At 69.1% G+C, this 21,557-nt stretch carries 19 protein-coding genes; 6 read left to right on the top strand and 13 right to left on the bottom strand.

The window, feature by feature from the left end; translation table 11 throughout:
* Window positions 1-31: 31 nt before the first annotated feature.
* Window positions 32-2,026: a sulfotransferase gene (locus tag KUV67_11210; protein ID MBY6205451.1), complete on the bottom strand. Its 1,995-nt coding sequence runs from the start codon at window positions 2,024-2,026 to the stop codon at window positions 32-34.
* An 83-nt stretch (window positions 2,027-2,109) separates the two neighbouring features.
* Window positions 2,110-3,555 carry a dihydrolipoyl dehydrogenase gene (locus tag KUV67_11205; GenBank protein ID MBY6205450.1) on the bottom strand — a complete coding sequence of 482 codons (1,446 nt, stop codon included), beginning with the start codon at window positions 3,553-3,555 and terminating at the stop codon, window positions 2,110-2,112.
* Between the two features lie 94 nt (window positions 3,556-3,649).
* Here KUV67_11205 and KUV67_11200 point away from each other — a divergent pair, with 94 nt between their 5' ends.
* Window positions 3,650-4,531, top strand: a complete 882-nt coding sequence (locus KUV67_11200) for an NERD domain-containing protein (GenBank protein ID MBY6205449.1) — start codon at window positions 3,650-3,652, stop codon at window positions 4,529-4,531.
* Here KUV67_11200 and KUV67_11195 read toward each other — a convergent pair.
* The 3 genes from KUV67_11195 to KUV67_11185 are packed head-to-tail and all read right to left on the bottom strand — an operon-like array spanning window position 4,503 to window position 6,253.
* A complete protein-coding gene (locus KUV67_11195; protein ID MBY6205448.1) occupies window positions 4,503-5,129 on the bottom strand; it encodes a hypothetical protein in 627 nt (208 codons plus the stop codon). The genes KUV67_11200 and KUV67_11195 overlap by 29 nt on opposite strands.
* Before the next feature lie 54 nt (window positions 5,130-5,183).
* Window positions 5,184-5,687, bottom strand: a complete 504-nt coding sequence (locus tag KUV67_11190; protein ID MBY6205447.1) for an isoprenylcysteine carboxylmethyltransferase family protein — start codon at window positions 5,685-5,687, stop codon at window positions 5,184-5,186.
* Entirely contained in the window at window positions 5,684-6,253 is a 570-nt protein-coding gene (locus tag KUV67_11185; GenBank protein MBY6205446.1) for a DUF1415 domain-containing protein, read from the bottom strand. Before KUV67_11185 ends, KUV67_11190 begins: the two co-directional genes overlap by 4 nt.
* A gap of 162 nt (window positions 6,254-6,415) precedes the next feature.
* Between KUV67_11185 and KUV67_11180 the strand changes: the two genes are divergently transcribed.
* The 3 genes from KUV67_11180 (at window position 6,416) to KUV67_11170 (ending at window position 12,155) form a co-directional block, all read left to right on the top strand.
* Entirely contained in the window at window positions 6,416-7,657 is a 1,242-nt protein-coding gene (locus KUV67_11180; GenBank protein MBY6205445.1) for a TraB/GumN family protein, read from the top strand.
* Between the two features lie 131 nt (window positions 7,658-7,788).
* Window positions 7,789-10,464, top strand: a complete 2,676-nt coding sequence (locus KUV67_11175) for a DUF349 domain-containing protein (protein MBY6205444.1) — start codon at window positions 7,789-7,791, stop codon at window positions 10,462-10,464.
* A complete protein-coding gene (locus KUV67_11170; protein ID MBY6205443.1) occupies window positions 10,461-12,155 on the top strand; it encodes a Na+/H+ antiporter NhaC family protein in 1,695 nt (564 codons plus the stop codon). The genes KUV67_11175 and KUV67_11170 overlap by 4 nt, the downstream gene beginning before the upstream one ends.
* Here KUV67_11170 and KUV67_11165 read toward each other — a convergent pair.
* From KUV67_11165 to KUV67_11155, 3 genes are all read right to left on the bottom strand, one after another.
* Window positions 12,143-12,730, bottom strand: a complete 588-nt coding sequence (locus KUV67_11165; protein ID MBY6205442.1) for a lytic transglycosylase domain-containing protein — start codon at window positions 12,728-12,730, stop codon at window positions 12,143-12,145. The genes KUV67_11170 and KUV67_11165 overlap by 13 nt on opposite strands.
* Window positions 12,731-12,732: 2 nt before the next feature.
* Window positions 12,733-13,491 (bottom strand): SDR family oxidoreductase, encoded by a 759-nt coding sequence (locus KUV67_11160; protein ID MBY6205441.1) that lies wholly within the window; start codon window positions 13,489-13,491, stop codon window positions 12,733-12,735.
* Between the two features lie 99 nt (window positions 13,492-13,590).
* Window positions 13,591-14,352, bottom strand: coding sequence for a histidine phosphatase family protein (locus KUV67_11155; protein ID MBY6205440.1), 762 nt, complete (start codon window positions 14,350-14,352; stop codon window positions 13,591-13,593).
* Window positions 14,353-14,539: 187 nt separating this feature from the next.
* Between KUV67_11155 and KUV67_11150 the strand changes: the two genes are divergently transcribed.
* Both KUV67_11150 and sbcB read left to right on the top strand, forming a co-directional pair.
* A complete protein-coding gene (locus KUV67_11150) occupies window positions 14,540-14,788 on the top strand; it encodes a GlsB/YeaQ/YmgE family stress response membrane protein (protein ID MBY6205439.1) in 249 nt (82 codons plus the stop codon).
* A 102-nt stretch (window positions 14,789-14,890) separates the two neighbouring features.
* Complete coding sequence (sbcB, locus tag KUV67_11145; protein ID MBY6205438.1) at window positions 14,891-16,354, top strand: exodeoxyribonuclease I; 1,464 nt, start codon at window positions 14,891-14,893, stop codon at window positions 16,352-16,354.
* Window positions 16,355-16,744: 390 nt separating this feature from the next.
* Here the strand turns inward: sbcB and KUV67_11140 are convergent, their stop codons facing one another.
* The 5 genes from KUV67_11140 to radA all read right to left on the bottom strand — a co-directional run bounded on the left by KUV67_11140 (window position 16,745) and on the right by radA (window position 21,549).
* Window positions 16,745-16,996 carry a hypothetical protein gene (locus tag KUV67_11140; GenBank protein MBY6205437.1) on the bottom strand — a complete coding sequence of 84 codons (252 nt, stop codon included), beginning with the start codon at window positions 16,994-16,996 and terminating at the stop codon, window positions 16,745-16,747.
* 147 nt (window positions 16,997-17,143) lie between these two features.
* The gene (gene ychF, locus KUV67_11135) at window positions 17,144-18,235 is read right to left on the bottom strand and encodes a redox-regulated ATPase YchF (protein ID MBY6205436.1); all 1,092 of its coding nucleotides are present in this window, start codon (window positions 18,233-18,235) and stop codon (window positions 17,144-17,146) included.
* Window positions 18,236-18,298: 63 nt separating this feature from the next.
* Entirely contained in the window at window positions 18,299-18,889 is a 591-nt protein-coding gene (pth, locus tag KUV67_11130) for an aminoacyl-tRNA hydrolase (protein ID MBY6205435.1), read from the bottom strand.
* A gap of 24 nt (window positions 18,890-18,913) precedes the next feature.
* Complete coding sequence (locus KUV67_11125; protein ID MBY6205434.1) at window positions 18,914-19,678, bottom strand: 50S ribosomal protein L25/general stress protein Ctc; 765 nt, start codon at window positions 19,676-19,678, stop codon at window positions 18,914-18,916.
* Window positions 19,679-20,172: 494 nt separating this feature from the next.
* Window positions 20,173-21,549, bottom strand: coding sequence for a DNA repair protein RadA (radA, locus tag KUV67_11120; GenBank protein ID MBY6205433.1), 1,377 nt, complete (start codon window positions 21,547-21,549; stop codon window positions 20,173-20,175).
* Between the last annotated feature and the right edge of the window lie 8 nt (window positions 21,550-21,557).

Raw genomic sequence — 21,557 nt, 5'->3', positions numbered from 1 at the left:
AAGATCACAGCCCCCAAAACCCAACGAAGCCTCAATCCATCGAGTACCCGTACTCGTCGAGAAACGGCTGCAGTCGGTCCTTGAACGGCATCAACGCATCGCGGTAGTTCCGCCAGCGGCCCGCCGAGCGGCGGTAGATCTTCTCGGCGACCTGTTCGTAGCTGTTGGTGCGGACACGTTCGCGGCCTTCGAGGCGGCGGGCGGGGTCGAGCATGGCGGGATCGTAGGCGATACCGAGAAAGCGGCAGGCCGCTTCGACTTCGTTTTCCGGATTCTCGACCAGGCCCTCGTAGCGCACGACGTGGGTGCGGTCTTCGATCAATGGCCGGACGGCGCGCCAGAGCTCCATGACCTGCACGTAGGTCGCAACGGAATCCTCCAACGTGTCGAAGTGGACGTAGGCCTCGTTCGGCACGTAGTGCTGCATGAAGTTGCTCAGCACGACGTCGGCCGGGTGGCGCAGGGAGAAGACGAAGCGCGCCGCGGGGAAGGCCTGCGCCAGCAGCGGGGCATGGAGGACCCTCAGGGGCAGCTTGTCGACGATCAACCCGGCCGAGCGCCCGTCCAGCGCCCGGTCCACGGCCTGGCGGTAGGCGGTGCGGAACGCATCGGCCCGCGTGGAACCGATCGGCTCGGTCCGCGACCAATACGCGCCCTCGGCCTCGAGAACCGCCCTCGCCCGCTCGAAGGTCGGCTGTTCGTCCAGCGTCGCCGTGTTCTCGGCGACATTCAGGATGGTGTCGAGCAACGTGGTGCCGCAGCGCGGGAAGCCGATCATGAAGCACAGGTCGGCACCGCCCCCTTCGCCCTGTCCATCGCTCCGGATGCCCGGCGCCCCTCGCGCCAGCCAGTCGCGGATGCCTTCGATCTCGCGCGGGAAGGCCGCGCGGTCGATCCGGGCGCGGCGAGAGCCACGGCCGGCCAGCTCGTTGGCGGCCGAGTACGCGCGCAGCGCCTCGTCATGGCGCCCGGCCCGGTCGAGCGCGCCGGCCCGTTCGAAAAAGTACTCCAGCGCCAGGCGCTCGGGCAGGCCGCCGGCATCGATCCGGCCGAGCATCGCCAGGGCAGCCTCGGCGTCGCCGCGCCGCCGCTTCAGGCGCGCGGCGTCGATCGCGACACCCGGATGGTCGGCGGCGTGCGGCAAGGCCGGTGCCAGCGCGGACTCGGCCTGGTCCAGGCGGTTGGCCTTCTCGTACACGTTGGCCAGCTCGCGGCGGGCGTCGATCTCCTGCGGGTCCAGCTGAAGGGCATGCTCCAGCGCCGACACGGCTTCGGCGGTCTGCAGTCGTTCGTTGAGCAGGATGCCGAGATAGGTCCACGCCAGCGGATGATCGGGGGCTTGCTCGATCACGGCGCGGTAGTCCGCTTCCGCTGCATCGAGTTCGCCGAGCGTCTGTCGGGCCAGGCCCGCGTTCAGGCGCGCGTCGACGTCGCCGGCATCGCGCTGCAGCAGCGCTTCGAAATCCGCCAGCGCCTCGGCAGGCCGCTCCAGCAGCGCATACGTGATGCCGCGATTGAATCGAGCCGCGCGCAGGCCGGGCGCGAGTTCGAGGGCCCGGGCGTAGGCCTCGACGGCGCTGTCCATCCGCCCCGACGCTCGGCGCAGGTGGCCGAGGTTGTAGGCCGCGACGGCCGACTCCGGATCGCGACGCACGGCCTCTTCGAAACAGCGCCCGGCGTCGGTCAGCCGGCCGGCATTGAACAGCGCGCGGCCGAGGTGGCCGTAGGCAGCGACGCAGTCCGGGTCCAGCTGCCGGGCGGCCTGGGCCGCATCGACGGCCCGCGCGAGGTCGCCCCGCAGCAGGGCGAGCGCCGAGCGGCTGACCCGCCCCTCGGCGGAATCGCGCGCGGCAAGGCGCTGGAGTACGGGCTCGGCTCGGTCGGGCCGGCCCTCGGCCAGCCACCAGTCGCGCAGCTCGGCGGCGGTCGCTTCCGACGCCGCGCTCGCAAGCGTCGAAAGTGCCTCCTCGGTCCGGCCGCGGGCAAGCAGTTGCCGGGTCTGGGTCAGGTCGACGGAGCCGTTCATCGGGGGTCTCGCAGGAAGAAGTCGGGCGGGTGCATCGGTGGCCAAGGATACAGCGACCGGACCGTCGGAGCCCGGCCGCAGGGTCACGTGCCCGGACCGCACTCCATGCACTCGTCGTCGGGCGCGCCGGTCTGCTTCAGCGAGGCGTTCAGGTCGCGCAGTGCGGTGCGCAGTCCCTCTTCGAGCACGGGATGATAGAACGGCATGTCGAGCATGTCCGGGACGGTCATCCGCTGCTGGGCCGCCCAGGCCAGCAGGTGGGCGATGTGCTCCATGCCCGGCCCGAACAGTTCCGCGCCGAGGAAACGGCGATTGCCGTGCTGGCCGAACAGGCGGATCTCGCCGCAGTCCACGCCCATCGTGCGCGCACGGCCCTGGTTGCGCATCGACGCGCCGCCGACCGCCAGCTGATCGCCGCAGCGCGCCTCGGCCTCGTCCCGGCCGAGGCCCACCCGGGCGATCTGCGGCTCGGTGAACACGATCGACAGGGGGCAGCGCCGGAGACCGGCCCGCACGTCGGGCCAGCGGCCGGCGTTGGCGCCGGCGATCCGCCCTTCGTCGGCGGCCTCGTGCAGCAGGGGAACGTCGCTGTTCACATCGCCGGCGATGAACACGTGCGACTCACCGCACTGCATCGTGTAGCGGTCGAACACGGGCACGCCGCGGTCGTCGAGGGCCAGTCCGGAGTGCTCCAGGCCGAGGTCCTCGACGTTGGGCCGCCGGCCGGTCGCCGCCAGCAGGCGCTCGAAGGTCTCTTCCTCGATGCCTCCGCCATCGCGCCAGCGAACGCGCACGCCGTCCGTACCCGCTTCGATCGATCGCACATCGGCATCGGGGTGCAGCGGGAACTCCTCGCGAAAGCGCTCCAGCGCCAGCGCCCGGATCGCCGGGTCGCGGATCGATCCGATCGAACCGCCGACGCCGAAGATCCGGACCCGGACCCCGAGGCGCGCGAACGCCTGGCCGAGCTCCAGCCCGATCACGCCGGGCCCGAACAGCGCCACCGAGGCGGGCAGGTCCGTCCAGTCGAACACCTCGTCGCTGGTCGCCAGTCGATCGCCCGCCGCTTCGAGCGCGGGAACGACGTGGCTGCGCGAGCCCGTGGCGATGACGATGCGCGCCGCGTGGATCCGGGACCCGTCTTCGAGTTCGAGCACGTGGGGGTCGGTGAATCTTGCCCGGCCTCGAACCAGCATCTCATCATCGATGCGCCGGTGCATCGACTGCACCGCCAGCCGGACGAAGCGATCACGCTCGCGGCGGACGCGCTCCATCACGGCGGTGCCATCGATCTCGATGGAGCCGGCTCGAACGCCGAAACGGTCGGCCTCGCGCGCACCGTACGCCGCGTTGGCCGCGGCGATCAGGAGCTTGCTGGGCATGCAGCCCACGCGGGCGCAGGTCGTCCCGTACTCACGGCCTTCGATCAACACGGCCCGGTCGGTGTGATCGCGTACCTGGCCGAAGGCGACCAGCCCGGCGCTGCCGGCACCGATCACTGCGACATCCACCTCCCGCGTTCCGCTCATGCTGCGTCTCCCGCCCCGGTCGTCCCGATCGTCGGTACCTCGAGTCCAGGTCGTCAGGGTACCGGAACATCGGCCTGTGGCACACTCGCCACCGATGGCCGATACCCGACTTCTTCGCGACTACCCGGCACTGACCCGGCACCGCGCCGAGCAGAGCGCGGCGCGACGCCAGCGCCGGATCCGGCTGGCCGTGCTCCTTCCGCTGGCGGCGCTTCTGGTCACGTCGCTGTACGCCTGGAGCCCGCCGGCGGCGCTGATGGTCGCGGCGATCGCGTCCATGCTGCTGTTCTTCGCCTTCCTGCCCGGGTCGACCTCTGTCGATCCCGGTGCGTTGGCCGGTATCGAGGGCGAGGTCGCGACGCTGAAGCAGCTCCTGCGCCTGCCGGACGCCTACCGCATCGTGAACCGGGTCCGCCTGCCCGACCCGCGCCTGCCGAACGGCGAACGCGAACTGGACTTCGTGATTTCCGGCCCGTCCGGCCTCTGGGTCGTCGAGGTCAAGAACACGCCGGGGCTGGTCCAGGTCGTCGGCGGCGCCCGCCACTGGCCCCTGTCGAAACGCTCGGGCTGCTCGAGCTGCCCGAGCTGGAACGCCATGGACAATCCCGAGCCGCAGGTCCGCGACCAGATCGACGCGCTGAAGCGCTGGCTGCTGATGAACGGCGTTGCAGCCGAACCGAAGGGCGTGATCTGCCTCGCCCACCCGGACGTCGCGATCCGCGACCCCGATCGCGCGGCCTACCCGGTGCGGGTGCCCGGGCAGCTCGTCCAGACGATTTCAGGAACGAGAGCAGGGACGAGTGGCGCGCCGGACCTGTCGGCCGCCGGCTCCACGCCCTGGGTGCCCCTGCTCGAGCCACTTCGGGAAGGGCGCCTGGACGCAGCGGCCCAGGCGGCTGCATCCGTGGCTCGGACCGGAGGCCGAAGCGGACCCCGGCCGGGGCGAATCAGAACTGCCAGCGCAGCCCGCCGGTGATGAAGTTCGACCCGCCGTCGACGTCCTTGAAGATGCCCTTGCCGCCTGACCGATGGTGCAGGCGGACGAAGGCGGAGATCGGCGCATCGTTGGGCGGCGCGAACTCGAATTCCAGCATCAGGTAACCGAGCAGCTTGGCGCTGTCCTCGGTGGTGGGGCGCGTCGCGCGCGGTTCGATCGGCGGCACTTCGGTCGCATAGGAGAATCCGGCACCGACCGCCACGCTCGTATCGACGTAGGCATCCCACCAGAAGGGCTTCCAGCGAGCGATGTAGGCGCTGTTGAACTCCCAGTGATCCTGAAAATCGCCCCAGTGCCTGACCGCCTGACCTTCGACCTCGAAACGCCAGCGCCGGGTCTCACGGTGCGTCCAGGCCGGCGCGACGCTGACCATGTACGAGTCGATGAAGGGGGTGTCGAACTTCGTGATGATGTCCAGCAGCCGGTCGGTCGCGGCCTTGCCGGAGTAGACCGACAGGTGCCACCGGCCGCTACGGTCCTCGTGGTCATCGTGGTCCCGGGCGAGCGCAGGCGCAGACAGAGCCAGGCAGGCGAGCATCGCGGCGACGCGGATCATCGGGAATGGGAGGAGGTTCATCGGCAGGGTCGGCGTGAGTCGATCAGCGCGTATCCTACCCCGAGTTCCGCTCGCTCAGCGACCCTTCGACCGCCCGCGACGCCGTCCGATCCAGCGCGGAACCCGCTGGCAGTACGCAACGAAGTCGTCACCGAACCGTTCTCGCAGCAGCCGCTCTTCGGGCCGGATCTGGAAGCGGTCGAGCCAGAGCGCGAGCATCACCGGCCCGTGCACCGCGGTCCAGCCATTGACCAGGAACGCGACGCCCAGCAGCAGGACGACGAACCCGAGATACATCGGGTTTCGCGTGAACCGGTAGATGCCCGATTCGACCAGCGCGCCGGCGCGCTCCGGGTGCATCGGATCGACGGTGGTGTCGTGGCGCGAGAAACTCGCCACGCCGGCGATGGCCAGGCCCAGCCCCAGCAGCATCAGCCCCCAGCCGACCGCATCGGCGCGACCGGCATCCGGCAGCAGCGGCGGACCATAACCGGCGACCAGCTTCATCGACGCCATCAACGCCAGCGCGACCGCGACCGGCGGCACCTTCAGTTCCAACCGCGCGAGGAGCCGGCTCACTCTTCGCCTTCGATCCGCGCCCGCCAGCCGGCCTCGCCGATCCTGCGCAGCGTCTCGATGTTGCGTTCGTAGATTGCATCGGTGTCGCCGTAGGCATTGACGGCACGCTCGATGCTCGATTCGCGAAGCAGGTGCAGGGTCGGATAGGGGGATCGATTGGTGCAATTGGCCGGATCGTCCGCGGCGACATCGGCAAAGCGATAGTACGGGTGGAAGCTGGCGACCTGGAGCGTTCCGGCCAGGTCCAGCGCGTCGAGCAGCGCGTCGGCGACGTCGAGGAAATCGTTGTACTCGAGGAAATCGACCAGCGCCCCGGGGTGAACCAGCAGCGTGGTCTCCAGGCGACTCGAATCCGTATCGGCCAGTCTCTTCATTTCCTGCTCGAGATCGCCGGCCAGCTCGTTCGCGTCCTTCGCGGCGCTGACGACGATCCGGACCCGGCCGTCCTCGTACGGGCCGCGCGCGAACGGACACAGGTCGAGACCGAGCACGGCGCGCTCGAGCCAGCGACGCGTCGCACGTTCGACGTCGCCATCGGCAGGTCCTGGCTGGAAGGATGCGGGCATGGGGTGCGACACGGTAGAAGCAGCCTGGCAGTCTACGCCGCCGATGGGAGTGTCGCCAGCCGGACTCGGCAACCCCGAATCCGACTGCGCCGGGGCTGCTACACTTCGGCGCCCATCCTGCGCCCATCGTCCTCCGCCAGCTGCCCGAGGCCTCGATCCGACATGCCACAACGCGACACGCCCGACGAACCACGAGCCGACCGGAGCGGAGAGCGGCCGGACTTCGCCGACGAACCGGTCCGCGAGGTCGAACGGGGCGGCGTCCGGTACACGCTGCTCGGGACCGCGCACGTTTCGCCGGCCTCGGTCGCCGCCGTGCGCCATCACATCGAGTCGGGCCGCTTCGACGCGGTGGCGATCGAATTGTGTTCTTCCCGCCACCGGGCGCTGACCGATCGTGACGCGTGGCGCAACATGAACCTGTTCCAGATCATCCGCGACCGCAAGGCGGGGATGATGATGGCGAGCCTCGCGCTGGCCGCCTACCAGCGGCGGATCGCCGAACAGTTCGGGATCGAACCGGGGGCGGAGATGAAGGCCGCGATCGACGCGGCCGAAGCGGCCGACCGGCCCCTCCAGCTGATCGACCGCGAAATCGGCGTGACCCTGAAGCGCACCAGCCGCCGCCTGTCGTGGTGGAAGCGCTGGGTGCTGACCAACGGCATGGTCCTGAGCCTGTTCTCGCGCGAGGAAATCGCCGAAGAGGATATCGAGCGCCTGAAACAGGGCGACATCCTGACCGAAACCTTCAGCGAATTCGCCGACCAGTCGCCCGAACTGTACGAAAGCCTGATCGCCGAGCGCGACCGCTACATGGCCGCCCGGCTGCGTGCGGAGAACGAGGGGCGCGGCGAGCGACGGGTCCTCGCCGTGCTCGGCGCCGGCCACCTTGCAGGCACCGTCGAGGCGCTTCGGGCCGACGCGGACCCGGTCGAAGAGGTCCGCGAACTCGATGCGGTGCCCCCGGCCTCGAGAATCTGGAAATTCATCCCCTGGCTGATCCTGGCCGCGGTGCTCACGGGCTTCGGCATCGGGTTCTCCCGCAGCCCGGAGCTCGGCTGGTCCCTGGTGGCGACCTGGGTCGTCATCAACGGCGGGCTCTCGGCCCTCGGGGCAGCGGTGGCCCGGGCCCACCCGGTGACCGTGCTCGCCGCCCTGTGCGCCGCCCCGCTCACGTCCCTGAACCCGACGGTCGGAGCCGGAATGGTCACCGGCGCGGTCGAGGCCTGGCTGCGCAAGCCACGGATGGGCGACTTCGAGTCGCTGCGCGACGATGTCATCCACCTGTCCGGCTGGTGGAAGAATCGGGTCGCCCGCGTGTTCCTGGTGTTCTTCCTGTCCAATCTCGGCTCGGCCATCGGGACCTGGGTGGCCGGGGCCAGCATGATCAAGCAACTGGCCTGAGCGCCGACGCCGGACCGCCGCGCGGTGGCGACGGTCAACGAATTCAAGCACAATCGGAGGTCGGGGGAGCCGCGTCGGATGCGCGACGCCCCTCGCGCCAAGCCATTGTTCGAGACCTGCGAGACCACCCGATGAGTCTGAAAGAGCGCCTGTTCGGGCTGCCCTGGGAACACAAGGACACCGCAACCCGCACCCGCGCCGTGGCCGAGGGCGCCGATCCGCGACTGCGCGATGCCCTCCCCCGACTGGCCTCCGACGATCCGGAGGCCGCGGTCCGCCTGGCCGCGCTCAAGCGCATGGACGACGAATCGCACTGGCTGGCCGCTCGCGCGGACGACGGCGACGCCGGAGTGCGCGACGCGGCCGATCGAGCGCTGGTCCGGCTGGTCGCGGAGCCCGGCGGCGATCTCGAGGCCAGGCGCGGCTGGCTGAAGGCGGTGGAGGACGGCAACCGGCTTCGCCAGGTGGCCGAGCGCGCGGCCGACGAGGCGCTGCGGCGCGATGCGCTGGCGCGGATCCAGGCCCAGGGGTTCCTCGGCGATCGCTACTGCGATGAACCGTCGGACGCGCTGGCCGCCGAGATCCTCGCGCGTCTCGACCAGGTCTCGACCCTGAAGCGGATCGCCGACCGGCTGCGAACGCGCCACAAGCAGCGACATCACGCCGCGCTCGAGCGCCTGGCCTCGCTCGAAGGCGACGACCGGCACGAAACCCGCGATGCGCTCGCGCTGGAGCTGATCGAACGGATCGAGCAGTTGGCCCGCGGCCAGTTCACGGGCGACCGTGCCCAGCGCGCCGATGCGCTGCAGCGCGACTGGGAGCAGCTCGCCGACCCCGATCCGGCACACGCGCGCCGCTTCGACGGCGCGATGCGGATCGTCCGGCGTGCGCTCGAGCCGCGCCCGGAACCGGCCACGAACACCCCGGAGCCGTCCGACGCGGCGGACGACGACGTTCTGCACTCCCTGGTCGATCGGGTCCAGGCGCTGGCGAGCCGTCCGCTCGGCGACGACAGCGAGGCGCGGCTGAAACAACTGGTTACCGAATTCGAACAGGCGTGGAAATCCCTCGAGGCACCCGACGACGATGCCCGGGCGAAGATGAAGCATTTCCACGCGCTGGCCGATGAACTGCGTGCCCGCTTGAAACCGGCGGCGCCGGCCCGACCCGCCCGCGAGCCGACGCCGGCGCCGGCGGGGCCCGACCCCGAGTCCCTCGAGGCCCTCGACCGCGCCCTCGAAGCTGCCGACGCGGCGATCGAGCACGGCGAGATTCCGCCAGCCTCAGAGGCGATTTCCCGCGCGCGCAGCGCCCACGATCGCATTCCGAAGAAGCATCGACCGCGCGACGTCGAGGGCCGCCTCAATCGAATGGCGCGCCGATTGAAGGAGATGCGCGATTGGCAGCACTGGTCGAACAACAAGCTGCGCGAGCGGCTGATCCAGCGCGCAGAGGACCTCGATGCTGCCGAACTGCATCCGGACGCGATCACGGAGCGGCTCAAGGAATTGCGCGAGCGCTGGCGCGATCTCGACCGTCAGGAGATCCTGCCGGGCGAGAAGCGGAAGTTCGCCGCACCGCACGCGCAGTGGCGCCGCTTCCAGGCCGCCTGCAAGGAGGCGTTCGAGGGCGCCAAGCCCTACCTCGAGAAGCGGACCGAAGCGCGCGAGGCCTCGCTGGACGAGGTCAACGAGTTCCTGGCCGCGGCCGACCAGCTGGTCCGGGATCCCGAGGCGGACCGGGATGCGCTGGTGCGTCATCAGCGCGCTGCGCGGCAGGTGATCCGGAACCTCGAGCAGGTCCCGCCGAAGGCCCGCGGCAAGGTCGCCAAGCGCCTGCGTGCGCTGATGGACCGAATTTCCGCCCGCCTCGACGAGGCCTCCGAAGCGATCGAACAGGAAAAGCGGCGCCTGGTCGCCGAGGCGCGCAAGCTGGCGCACGAAAAGGACCGCGCGGTCGCCATCGACCGGGCCAAGGCGCTGCAGGCCGAATGGAAGAAGGCCGGGCGCGGGCGCAGGAAGGTCGAAGACGCGCTGTGGAAGGAATTCCGCGAACCGATCGACCCCTTGTTCGAGGGGCTGAAACAGGAGCGGGACGAACGACGCCAGGCGGAGAAGGCAGCGGTCGACGCATTGAAGAGCCTGTGCGAGAAGGCCGAGGTGCTGGCCGAAGCCGACGACGCGGAGCTCGACGACGCCGCCGGACCGCTGGCCGGTCTCGAGGCCGAGTTCAATCAGCACGGACGCGTGCCGCCCGCGCTGCGCAAGCGCATGGAGGCCGCGATCGAGCGTCATCGCCAGCGCATCCGCGAACGGGACGAGGCGCGGGAGCGCGCCGCGCAGGCCCACCTCGAGGCGCTGACCGATGCGCTTCAGTCGGCCTGGGGCGCGCGCGCCGAGGGCAAGGCGGCGCAGATCGACCGCCCCGATGTACCGGAAGACGATGAGCTGGCTCGGAAGCTGGATGCGCGCCTCGATGCCTTCCTGGCCGACGACGCGACGCCCGACGTCCTCGCCGAGCAGGTCCAGCGATTCACCGACCAGGCCCGCCAGGTCTGCGTGGAGATGGAGTGCCTGTCCGGCCTGGACACCCCCGCGGCGGACAAGCAACTGCGCATGGACTACCAACTCGGCCGGCTGGCCGGACGTCTCGGCGAAGGTGCCGAGCGACCGGACCTGGACACCGAGCGCAGCGACCTTCGCGAACGCTGGCTGAACTCGTTTCCGCACGACCCCGAGGCGCACGGCGAACTGGAGAAACGCTTCGCCGCGGCCGACCGGATTCTCAAGCAGATGGGCGCTTCATGACGCATGGTGTTCGGGTGGCGACCTCACCGCCGTTCTCGCTTCCGGCCGGTGTGCCGGCCGGGCTGTCGATCGTCGCAGCGACGATCCTGTTGCCCGGCGTGGCCTTCGCGCAGGACGGCGGTACGGTGTCCAACGCCGGATGGGTTTCCCTCCTGCCGCCGGTGCTGGCGATCGGTCTGGCCCTGGTCATGCGACAGGTCATCCCTGCCCTGTTCGCCGGCGTCTGGGTCGGTGCCTGGGCAGCAACGGGGTTCTCGCCGATGGGGCTGCTGACCTCCTTGATGGCCACTGCCGATACCTACATCGCCGAAGCACTGGCCGACCCGGACCACGTGTCGGTGATCCTGTTCACGGTGCTGGTCGGCGGCATGGTCGGCGTGATCTCCCGCAACGGCGGCATGCTCGGCATCGTCGAGCGCATCGTGGTCTACGCCGACACGGCCCGTCGGGCCACCATGGCCACGGTCGGCATGGGCCTTGCGATCTTCTTCGACGATTACGCCAACACGCTGGTGGTCGGCAATACGATGCGACCGATCACCGATCGGCTCAAGGTATCGCGCGAAAAGCTCGCCTACCTCGTCGACTCGACCGCGGCCCCGATCGCCTGCATCGCGCTGGTCACGACCTGGGTCGGCTACGAGGTCGGCCTGATCCGGGATGCGATGGCCTCGATCCCGGGCCTGGAACTGAACGCCTACATGGTGTTCCTGAATTCGATCGCCTACAGCTTCTATCCGCTGCTCGCGCTGGTCCTCGTGTTCAGCGTGGTCGGCTTCGGGCGCGACCTGGGGCCCATGCTGGCGGCCGAGCGGCGTGCCCGGCACGAGGGCCAGGTGGCACCGCCGAGCGGCGCCGCCCGGGCCAGCGGCAACGATCTCGACGACGTGCAGCCCGAGGACGGCATCCCGCTTCGCGCGATCAACGCGGTCCTGCCCATCCTGACCATGATCTTCGGCGTGGTCGCCGGCATGTTCATCACCGGCGAGGGCGAATCGGTCCGGGACATCATCGGCTCCGCCGACCCGTACCGATCGCTGATCTGGGGTTCGCTGGCCGGATCGCTGGTCGCGATCGCGCTGTCGGTGGTCCAGCGCGTGCTTTCGATCGAAGAGGCCTTCGGTGCGTGGTTCTCGGGCTGCCGATCGATGCTCTTCGCGATCGTCATCCTGGTCCTGGCCTGGTCGCTGTCGTCGGTGACCGACGTCCTCGGCACCGCCGACTACCTGGTCTCGCTCATCGGCGATTCGCTGCATCCGGGTCTGCTGCCGGCGCTGGTCTTCGTGATCGCGGCGGTGACCGCGTTCTCGACCGGGTCGAGCTGGGGAACGATGGGCATCCTGCTGCCGCTCATGGTTCCGCTGAGCTGGGCCCTGATGGCCGCCCAGGGCATGGCGGGCGCCGAGCACCTGCCGATTCTCTACGCGACGGTCGCCGCGGTGATGGGGGGCGCCGTTTGGGGCGATCACTGCTCACCGATTTCCGACACCACGATCCTGTCGTCCATGGCCAGCCAGTGCGACCACATCGAACACGTCCGCACGCAGTTGCCCTACGCGATGCTGGCCGGCGGCGCTGCGCTGCTGTTCGGCGCGCTTCCGGCCGGGTTCGGAGTGCCCTGGTGGATCTGCCTGCCGGTGGGCGCGGCGGTCGTGATCGCGGCAATCCGCTGGCGCGGTCAGCTGCCGTAACGGGCGCGCAGAATGCGCACCCGGCGCAGGTACTCGCGGGTCTCGTCGAAGGGCGGAACCCCGCCGTAGCGGTCGACCGCGTTCTCACCGGCGTTGTACGCGGCCACCGCGAGCTCCCAGTCCTGCTCGAAGCGCTCGAGCAGCTCGGCCAGGTAAGCCACCCCGCCGGAGATGTTCTCGACCGGGTCGAAGGGGTCGGCGACGCCGAAGCGGGCCTGGGTGGCGGGCATCAGTTGCATCAGGCCCTGGGCGCCGGCGTGCGACTGAGCCTTGGGGTTGAACCACGATTCCGCATGCATGATCGCCCGGACCAGTGCCTCGTCGACGTCGAACATGTCGGCCGCGATCCTGACTTCGTCACGGAACGGTTCGCGCTTCAGCGGCGTGGCGTGCCAGTCGACGCCCTTGATACAGGTGCCGTAGCAACCGATGTTCTCGAGATCGGCATAGCGCCCGCGCTCGGGCGGAATGTTGGTCAGCACGGTGATGCCGTTCTCGTCCGTATAGCGATAGACCTGCGCGGCCGCAGGCGCTGCGAGCACCGTGACCAGCACCAGCGTCGCGGCCCGCCGCACGATCAGAACCCGCCGGTCACCGTGATCCCGCCGTCGGCGGTGATCACCTGGCCCGACAACCAGGCCGAGTCCGGCCCGACCAGGAACGCGATGATCCGGGCGATGTCGTCGGGCTCTCCGATGCGGCCCAGCGGTGTGGTCTGCTCGAAGTGCTTGACCGCCCGCTCGTCGGCGAGCAACGCCTTGGAAAAGTCCGTTCGGATCAGGCCGGGCGCCACGCCGTTGACGCGGATGCCGTCGCCGCCGAACTCGAGCGCGAGGTTGCGCACCAGCTGGTTCTCGGCGGCCTTGGACATGCCGTAGGCGCCGATCACGCGATTGCCGAGCTGACCGGCGATCGAAGAGACCAGGACCACCGCCCCGCCTCCGGCCCTGGCGATCTCCGGCCTGGCCAGGTGGCTCAGGCGGAGCGAGCCGAAGACATTGTTGTGCATGATCACGTCGAAGGCCTTGCGATCGACGTTGTCCGACGGACCGTAGACCGGGTTGCTGGCCGCATTCAGGACCAGGTTGTCCAGGCGGCCATAGGCGTCGACGGTGCCGGCGACCAGCGCCTCGAGCTGTTCGTCCTGGCCAACGTGACAGGCGATGGCCCGAGCATCGCCGCCGGCTTCGCGGATCGCCTCGGCCACGGCGTCGCACGACTCCTGGTTGCGGCTGGAGATCACCACCCGATGACCGCGCGAGGCGAGCAGTTCGGCCGCCGCTCGGCCGATGCCGCGGCTGGATCCGGTGATGATGGTTACGGGCCCTTCGCTCATCGAGACTCCCACTGGGTTGACGATAATCGGGTCGACAATGATCGGGTTGACAATAGACGCGATCCGATCCGGGTCACGGACGCGGGTCAGCACATCCGATCATGCAAGCGTACGGTGTTCGGACGGCAGAAAGGCCACGCAGTTCAACCGTTCGGCGTGCCACCGCCCCGCCCTGTCGCGCTGCAATTCCGTGACCGACGCATTGTACAACTCCACATTCAGGCGGCGCTGCCAGGCGAGATCGCGACCGAGCAGCGCGGCCGCCAGCGTGCTGATGACGCCGGCGGACGTCACCGCGATGACGCAGCCGCCACGATCCAGCCCGGCTTGCAGGCGTCGTCCGGCACGGCGAACGCGCTCATCGAACCCGGCCCAGCTGCCGTTCACGGGACACGCCAGCCGCTCGCCCTGCCAGGCGGCCAGCACGTCGGGAAACAGGTCCAGGAAGGTCTGGAGGTAGGCCACCGGATCGGCCCGGGCTTCGTCCGGCGGCGGCGTCATGTCCAGTCCGGAGGCCGGATCGAACGCAGCCTCCAGCAGATGATCGACGCGATATTCGTCGAGATCCTCATCGACCCGGTGAGCGGCGCCGATCCGCTCCGCGGTCTCGCGATGGCGACGCAGCGCGCCTCGCACCACCGGCCCGGCATCGTAGCGCTCCTGCAGGTGACGCCCGAGGATTCCCGCCTGGACGTGTCCGGTCGGTGACAGCCGGTCGTAGTCGTCGGTCCCCAGCGACCCCTGGGCGTGGCGTATCAGCACGAGCCGGGCCGGGCCGACCCCGCAAGCCGACGTCGTCGAGCGCTCGCTGCGGGACTCGCCGCAGGCATCGAGAGCGGGTCTGGTCGTGGTGGCGGTCATCGGAGGAATCGGACCTCGGGCATGGGTGGGTCGGACGGCGATGGCGAACAAGCGTACACGGGGTCGGTCGATGGATGGGAAGGACGTCCGAAGACCGTTCCGCGAACCGATCGAGCGACCGGCAACGGGCTAGACTAGCCTTCTTCGTTGCGTTGGGTCCGTCATTCCATCCAGGAGGGAACAAACGATGACCATCGAAAGCATTCTCGGGGCACTGATCATCGGCGGGCTGGCCGGCTGGATCGCCGGCCTGCTGGTCAAGGGCCGCGGCCAGGGTCTGATCCTGAATATCGTGGTCGGCATCGTCGGTGCGATCCTTGGCAGCTGGTTGTTCGGCTTGCTCGATATCCATGCCGGTGGCGTGATCGGCAGCCTGGTCATCGCGATCGTCGGCGCCGCCGCGCTGCTCGGACTGCTGCAGCTGTTCAGGAAATAGTCCCTCGGCGCTCCGCTGCGGGCGCGGACCGATCCCCGGCTCCGTGAATCCGACGCCCTGATCTTCAACCCGCCCGGATCCCGAAACGATGAAACCGAAGGCATGACCGCGGACACCTTTCTCTGGCACGACTACGAAACCTTCGGCGCGGACCCGCGCCGCGATCGCCCCTGCCAGTTCGCGGCCATCCGCACGGACCTCGAACTCGCGCCGGTCGGTGAACCGGAAATGCTGTACTGCCGGCCGACCCTGGACATGCTGCCGGCACCGGAGGCCTGCCTGATCACCGGTATCACGCCCCAGCTCGCCGAGCAACGCGGCGTACCCGAGTACGAGTTCGCTCGACGGATCGCCGAACTCATGGGCGTGCCGGGCACCTGCGCGGTCGGCTACAACAATTTCCGCTTCGACGATGAAGTCACGCGCTTCCTGTTCTGGCGCAACTTCCTCGACCCGTACCGTCGCGAATACGCCAACGGCAACAGCCGCTTCGACCTGATCGACGTGCTGCGCCTGACCCGCGCGCTGCGCCCCGAGGGCCTGACCTGGTTCGACCGCGACGACGGGACTGCGGGGTTCCGCCTCGAGGACCTGGCGGCGGCGAACGGGCTGGAGACGGGGGATGCGCACGATGCACTGGCCGATGTGCGCAATACGCTGGCGCTGGCGCGGCGAGTCCGCACCGCGCAGCCGAAGCTGTGGAACTGGGCGCTGCGCCTGCGCGACAAGGCGATTGTCGACGGCCTGCTGTCGAAGCGCGAGGTGATCCTGCATGCCTCGGCGCGCTTCCCGGCGTCGATCCACTGCATCGCACCGGTCCTGCCCTTGTTCCGCCATCCGCAGATCGCCAGCCAGTGGCTGGTCTGGAATCTCCGGGTCGATCCTGCCGAGTACGCGGACCTCGACGCCGAAATGCTGTCCGACCTCTACTGGACTCCGGCGGCCGACCTGCCCGAGGACCTCGAGCGTCTTCCGGTCAAGTGGGTGCGGACCAATCGCTGCCCGATGATCGCGCCGACCGGCGTGCTCGACGACGCGGCCGCCGAGCGCACCGGGATCGACCTCGCCCTGGCCAACCACCACGCCAAACGGCTGGGCCGCGCCGAGGCACTGGTCGCCCGCCTGCTCGAGATCTTCGGCGCACCGCGCGAGCCGGCCGCCGGCGAGGCCCGCGAGGACGCCGACAGCGCGCTGTACGCCGGCTTCGTGCCGCGCGGGGACCGCGTGCTGGCCGACCGCATGGCCGACCTTTCACCCGAGCAGGTCGCCGAAGAGGTGAACCGGGATCCGTCGCCGTTCGCCGATGCGCGCCTGAACGATCTGCTGCTGCGATTTGCCGGGCGCCACGCACCCGGGACCCTCCATCCCGACCTCGAGGCCGCCTGGGAGAGCTGGAGACGACGCAGGCTGGTCGACGACCCGGACCTGGCGCCGATCCGGATCGACGAGTACCGTCTGCGCGTCGAGGCCTTGGCCGAGCAGCATCATGACCGGGGCGAGCTGTTCCGGGCCCTGCGCCAGTGGCCCGATCGGCTGGGTCTGGACGCGGGCGCCACCGCATCCTGAACGATCACCGGCCCGGCGCTGGCGGGGCCGCCAGGCCATCGATCACTCCCCTGCCGGCGACGCCGGTCCGCATGATTCCCGAATGAAATCCCACGCTTGGCCGAATCGGCGGCCGCTTTCGTTATGCACACACGAGACGGACCGCACGTTGACGCTTTCTTTACGCAAATTTCCTACAAAAAGTTTCAAGCTTTCGTCAATAAAGCATTGAAATATATACGCTTGTTGTGAAATGGCTGATTTTTGGTCAATTCCGTGACACCTGCGCGGCTGTCGGGGCCGGCCCGTTTACACACAAAGTTTTCCACAGGTTTTGTGGATAAACGAGCGGCTCCGGCGACACGCACCACCACCGGCCAGTCGCCGCCCGATGGCCGCTCCGACCGGGGCCTACGCCACCGCCAGCGCAAGCTGGTCGGGTGCCGCCTGGGGCCGTCCGCGCCGGGTGGCGTCGATCGCCTGGCGCAGCAACCGGTCGCTGCGCGGCGACACGAACTCCAGCACGCTGCCGTCGTCGAACTGCAGCATCATCACGACCGGCGGCTCGCCGTTCCGTCCGGGGCGCGCAATCACGCCCTCGATGCACTTGCCGACGATGCCGTCGCGCAGGCCGCGGCTGGATGAGGTCTCGATCGGGTTCATGGCGGTCTCCTGGTTCACCGGATTGGATCGTCCTGATGGTCGTAGTGGACCACCCGGCGTTCTCAGAACCCGAGAACGGAACCGCAGGATCTGCAGCAGGAGACTTCGAAGACGGCGACCGGCTTCGAAAACCGGTCCCGGACAGGGTCAGACGTTGAAGCGGAAGTGCATCACGTCGCCTTCCGCGACGATGTACTCCTTGCCTTCCAGGCGGAGCTTGCCGGCCGCCTTGGCCCCGGCTTCCCCGCCCGCGGCGATGTAGTCGTCGTAGGCCGTGACCTCGGCGCGGATGAAGCCCTTCTGGAAGTCCGTATGGATGCGTCCGGCCGCTTCCGGCGCGGTGGCGCCGCGTCGAACGGTCCAGGCGCGCACCTCCTTCGGTCCCGCGGTAAAGAAGGTCAGGAGGTCGAGCAGCTCGTAGCCGGCCCGGATCAGGCGATTCAGGCCGGGCTCGGACTCACCGAGATCGGCCAGGAACTCGGCCTGCTCGTCCGCCTCGAGCTGGGCAAGCTCCGCCTCCATGGCCGCCGACACGACGACCACCTCGGCCTGCTCGGCTTCGGCGCGCTCTCGAACGGCGGCAACGAAGGCATTGTCCTCGGCGCTGGTGTCGTCGACGTTGGCCACGTACAGCACCGGCTTGGCGGTAATGAACTGCCAGCTGCGCAGGCGGGCACGATCCTCGGCATCCAGCGACATCGAGCGCAGCGGGTCGCCGGTGCCCAGGTGGGCAACCACCCGTTCCAGCAGTGCGGCCAGCTTGATCGCGTCCTTGTCCCCCGACTTGGTCTGCTTGGCGGTCCGCGCCAGGGCCTTTTCGGCAGCATCGAGGTCGGCGAGCACCAGCTCCGTGTCGATGGTCTCGATGTCGGAGATGGGGTCGACCCGGCCGGCGACGTGGGTCACGTCGTCGTCCTCGAAGCAGCGCACGATGTGCGCGATCGCATCGGTTTCCCGGATGTGGGCCAGGAACTTGTTGCCCAGGCCCTCGCCCTTCGATGCACCGGCGACCAGGCCGGCGATGTCGACGAACTGCATGGTGGTCGGCAGGACTTTCTCGGGCTTGACGATCGATGCCAGGGCGTCGAGCCGGGGGTCGGGCACGGGGACCATGCCGACGTTCGGGTCGATGGTGCAGAACGGGTAGTTCTCCGCCGCGATCTCGGCCCGGGTCAGGCAGTTGAACAGGGTCGACTTGCCCACGTTCGGCAGGCCGACGATTCCGCACTTGAATCCCATCAGGTCCTTCCTCGATTTTCTGCTGATCTGTAGTCCGACCGTCCGATCGACCGGCTTGCCGACTCAGTCGGCCGACCGGTCCCGGGCGTGCAGCCGCTTCATCGCCTCGCCCGGGCGACCGGCCAGGAACTCGGGCACGACGTCGAGCGCCTTGTCGATCGAGGCTTCGATCGACCGTTCGTCGTCCGCCGGCGCCCTGGACAGCACCCAGGGGGTCACCTGCTCGGCAGTGCCCGGGTGGCCGATGCCGATCCGCAGCCGCCAGAACTCGGGGGTACCGAGATGGCGGAAGCTGCTGCGCAGGCCGTTGTGACCGCCGTGACCGCCGCCCTGCTTCAGGCGGGCCGTGCCGGGCGGCAGGTCCAGCTCGTCGTGCGCGACCAGCACGCGACCGGGGTCGATCCGGTAGAAGTCGGTGGCCGCCCGGATCGATTGTCCGGACTCGTTCATGAAGGTTTCGGGCGCGAGCAGTACGACATCCCGGCCATCCAGGGACGTCTTCAGCGCACGGCCCAGCAGCTTCTTCTCGCGGCGGAGTTCACCGCCGAAGCGGCGCAGCACGGCGTCCAGAAACCAGAACCCGGCATTGTGCCGGGTCCTGTCGTACTTCGAGCCGGGGTTTCCCAGCCCGGCTATCAGCCAGAGGCCGTCCATCGGTGATCGAAGTCAGGGACGTCCTTATTCGGACTTGTCCTTGTCCTCGTCGTCGGACTTGCCTTCGGCATCGCCATCGGCATCGCCGTCTTCGGACTCTTCGCCCTCGACGTCCTCGGCGGCTTCTTCGTCGGCCAGCTCCGGCTCGGCGCCTTCGGCCAGCGCGGCATCGGCTTCGGCGGCCAGCTCGCCCGTACCCTGGCCGGCACGGACGAAGACCGCGGAGACCAGGGTCTGGTCGAACTCTTCATCGTGCGCGATCGCCGGGATGGTCACGCCTTCCGGCAGCTTCAGCTCGCTGAGCATGAACGCACCGCCGGGCTCCAGGTCGCCCAGGTCGACCTCGATGTACTCCGGCAGATTCTTCGGCAGCGCCGAGATCTCGACTTCGGTGACCATGTGCGAGATGACCACGCCGCCCTTCTTGCCGGCCGGCGAGCTGTCTTCGTTGACGAAGTGCAGCGGCACGGAGATGCGGATCTCCTGGTCGTCCTTCACCCGCAGGAAATCGACATGCATGATCCGCGGCTTGTACGGATGACGCTGCAGGTCGCGAAGCACCACCTTCTGCTTGCGCCCGTCCCCGACCTTGAGCTCGAGGATGGAGGCATGGAAGGCTTCTTCTTCGGAGGCGTGGAAGAGGAAGTCGTGTTCGAGGGTCAGGGACACCGGGTCCCGGCCACCGCCGTAGACAACGGCCGGCACCTTGTTCGCGTGACGCAGGCGGCGGCTCGCACCTTTCCCCACGTCCTCGCGGACTTCGGCCGGCACTTTGTAGATCTTGCTCATTCGGGAATACCCCATGAAAGTTGAATGGAAACACCGGACGCCCGCGACCAGGCCTCCGAACCAGCCGCCCATTATAAACCGGTTTCAGGGGTCGAGAAAACCCCAGCGATATGGCCGCCTCGGCGTCTGCGGGGAATCCCCGTTCACCGCAGATGAACGCGGATGGACGCAGATAAAGAAGCCCGCGCACAAGCCGATCACATCCCTGCCCTGCGCTCGCTCACCCGATCCGGGACTGGCCCGGACGAACTCCCTGGGTCGACGCGGAATCGCACGGTAGAGCGGCTCCCCGTTCCGGCGAGTCGGCATCGGACGAGCGATGCTGACCTCCCTCAGTGCGGCGCTGCCGCACTGGAGAAAAACAGCAGCTGGAGATGGTGCGCGCTCCGTCGCTTCACGAACTCTAGCCAGGGTTCGCGTCTTCCTGATCCGCGTTCATCCGCGTTCATCTGCGGTAAGCGAATTGCTCTCCTGCCCGTCCAGACTCCGCCTAGTTACTCCGCTCCGCGGGCGGCCGCGAGGGCGTCGGCAAGGCGCTTGCAGCCGCGCAGGTCGAGCTTCGCCTTGACGCCCTTGACGTTGCCCGAAGGCACGAGCGCCGTGCGGAATCCCTGCTGGGCGGCCTCGCGAAGGCGCTCCTCGCCGTTATAGACCGGCCGCAGTTCGCCCGACAGACCCGCCTCGCCGAACGCGACCAGACCGCGGGGCAGCGGCTTCTCGCGCAGGGACGACTGGAGGGCGAGCGCGACGGCGAGGTCCGAGGCGGTCTCGCCGACGCGGATGCCGCCGGTCACGTTGACGAACACGTCCTGGTCGCCGACCTGGATGCCGCAGTGCCGATGCATCACGGCCAGCAGCATCGCCAGCCGGCCGGCGTCGACGCCGACTGCGACCCGTCGCGGCTGCGACAGGCTGCTGGGCGCGACCAGGGCCTGCACTTCGACCAGCATCGGCCGGGTGCCTTCCCGCGTGACCAGCACGCAGGAACCGGCCGACGGCTCGCTATCCTCCGACAGGAAGATCGCCGACGGATTGGCCACCGCCCGCAGCCCGCCGTCGGTCATCGCGAACACGCCCAGCTCGTTGGCCGCGCCGAAGCGGTTCTTGACCGACCGGATCAGTCGGAACCGGCTGCCGGAGTCGGATTCGAAGTACAACACGCCGTCGACCATGTGCTCGAGCACTCTCGGTCCGGCCAGCGCACCTTCCTTGGTCACGTGGCCGACCAGCACGACGCTGCAGCCGGTCTGCTTGGCGAACTGGACCAGCCGCGAGGCGCACTCGCGCACCTGCGCGACCGCGCCGGGCGCCGACTGCAGGGCTTCGCTCCACAGGGTCTGGATCGAGTCGATGACCAGGAACTTCGGCCCCTTGGCTGCCGCGGTCGCCAGGATGGTTTCCAGCCGCGTCTCGGTCAGGCACTCGAGCCGGTCGGGCTCCAGGCCGAGGCGCCGGGCCCGCATCGCGACCTGCGCGGCCGATTCCTCGCCGGTGACGTAGAGCGACGGGACCCGCTCGGCCACGGCGGCCTGGGCCTGGAGCAGCAGGGTCGACTTGCCGATGCCCGGGTCGCCGCCGATCAGGATCACCGAACCGGGCACCAGGCCGCCGCCGAGCACGCGGTCGAGCTCGCTGAGCCCCGAAGAGAAGCGCGGCGTGTCCTCGGCGCGCACGGCGCCGAGCCGCACCACCTCCGCCGATGCCTCGCCGGTCCAGTTCGAACCGCGCCGCTGGCGCGGCCCGCTTCCGCTCGCGGCCGCGGCGCTCTCCTCGAGGCTGTTCCACGCACCGCAGTCCGGGCACTGGCCCGACCACTTGGGCTGGCTGGCGCCGCATTCGCCGCACAGGTAGAGAGTCTTGGTCCTGGCCATGCGACTAT

Source organism: Halomonas denitrificans, assembly GCA_019800895.1.
Lineage (GTDB): Bacteria > Pseudomonadota > Gammaproteobacteria > Xanthomonadales > Wenzhouxiangellaceae.
Note: the sequence above shows the minus strand (reverse complement) of the source record. Positions and strands in the feature narration are given on the sequence as shown.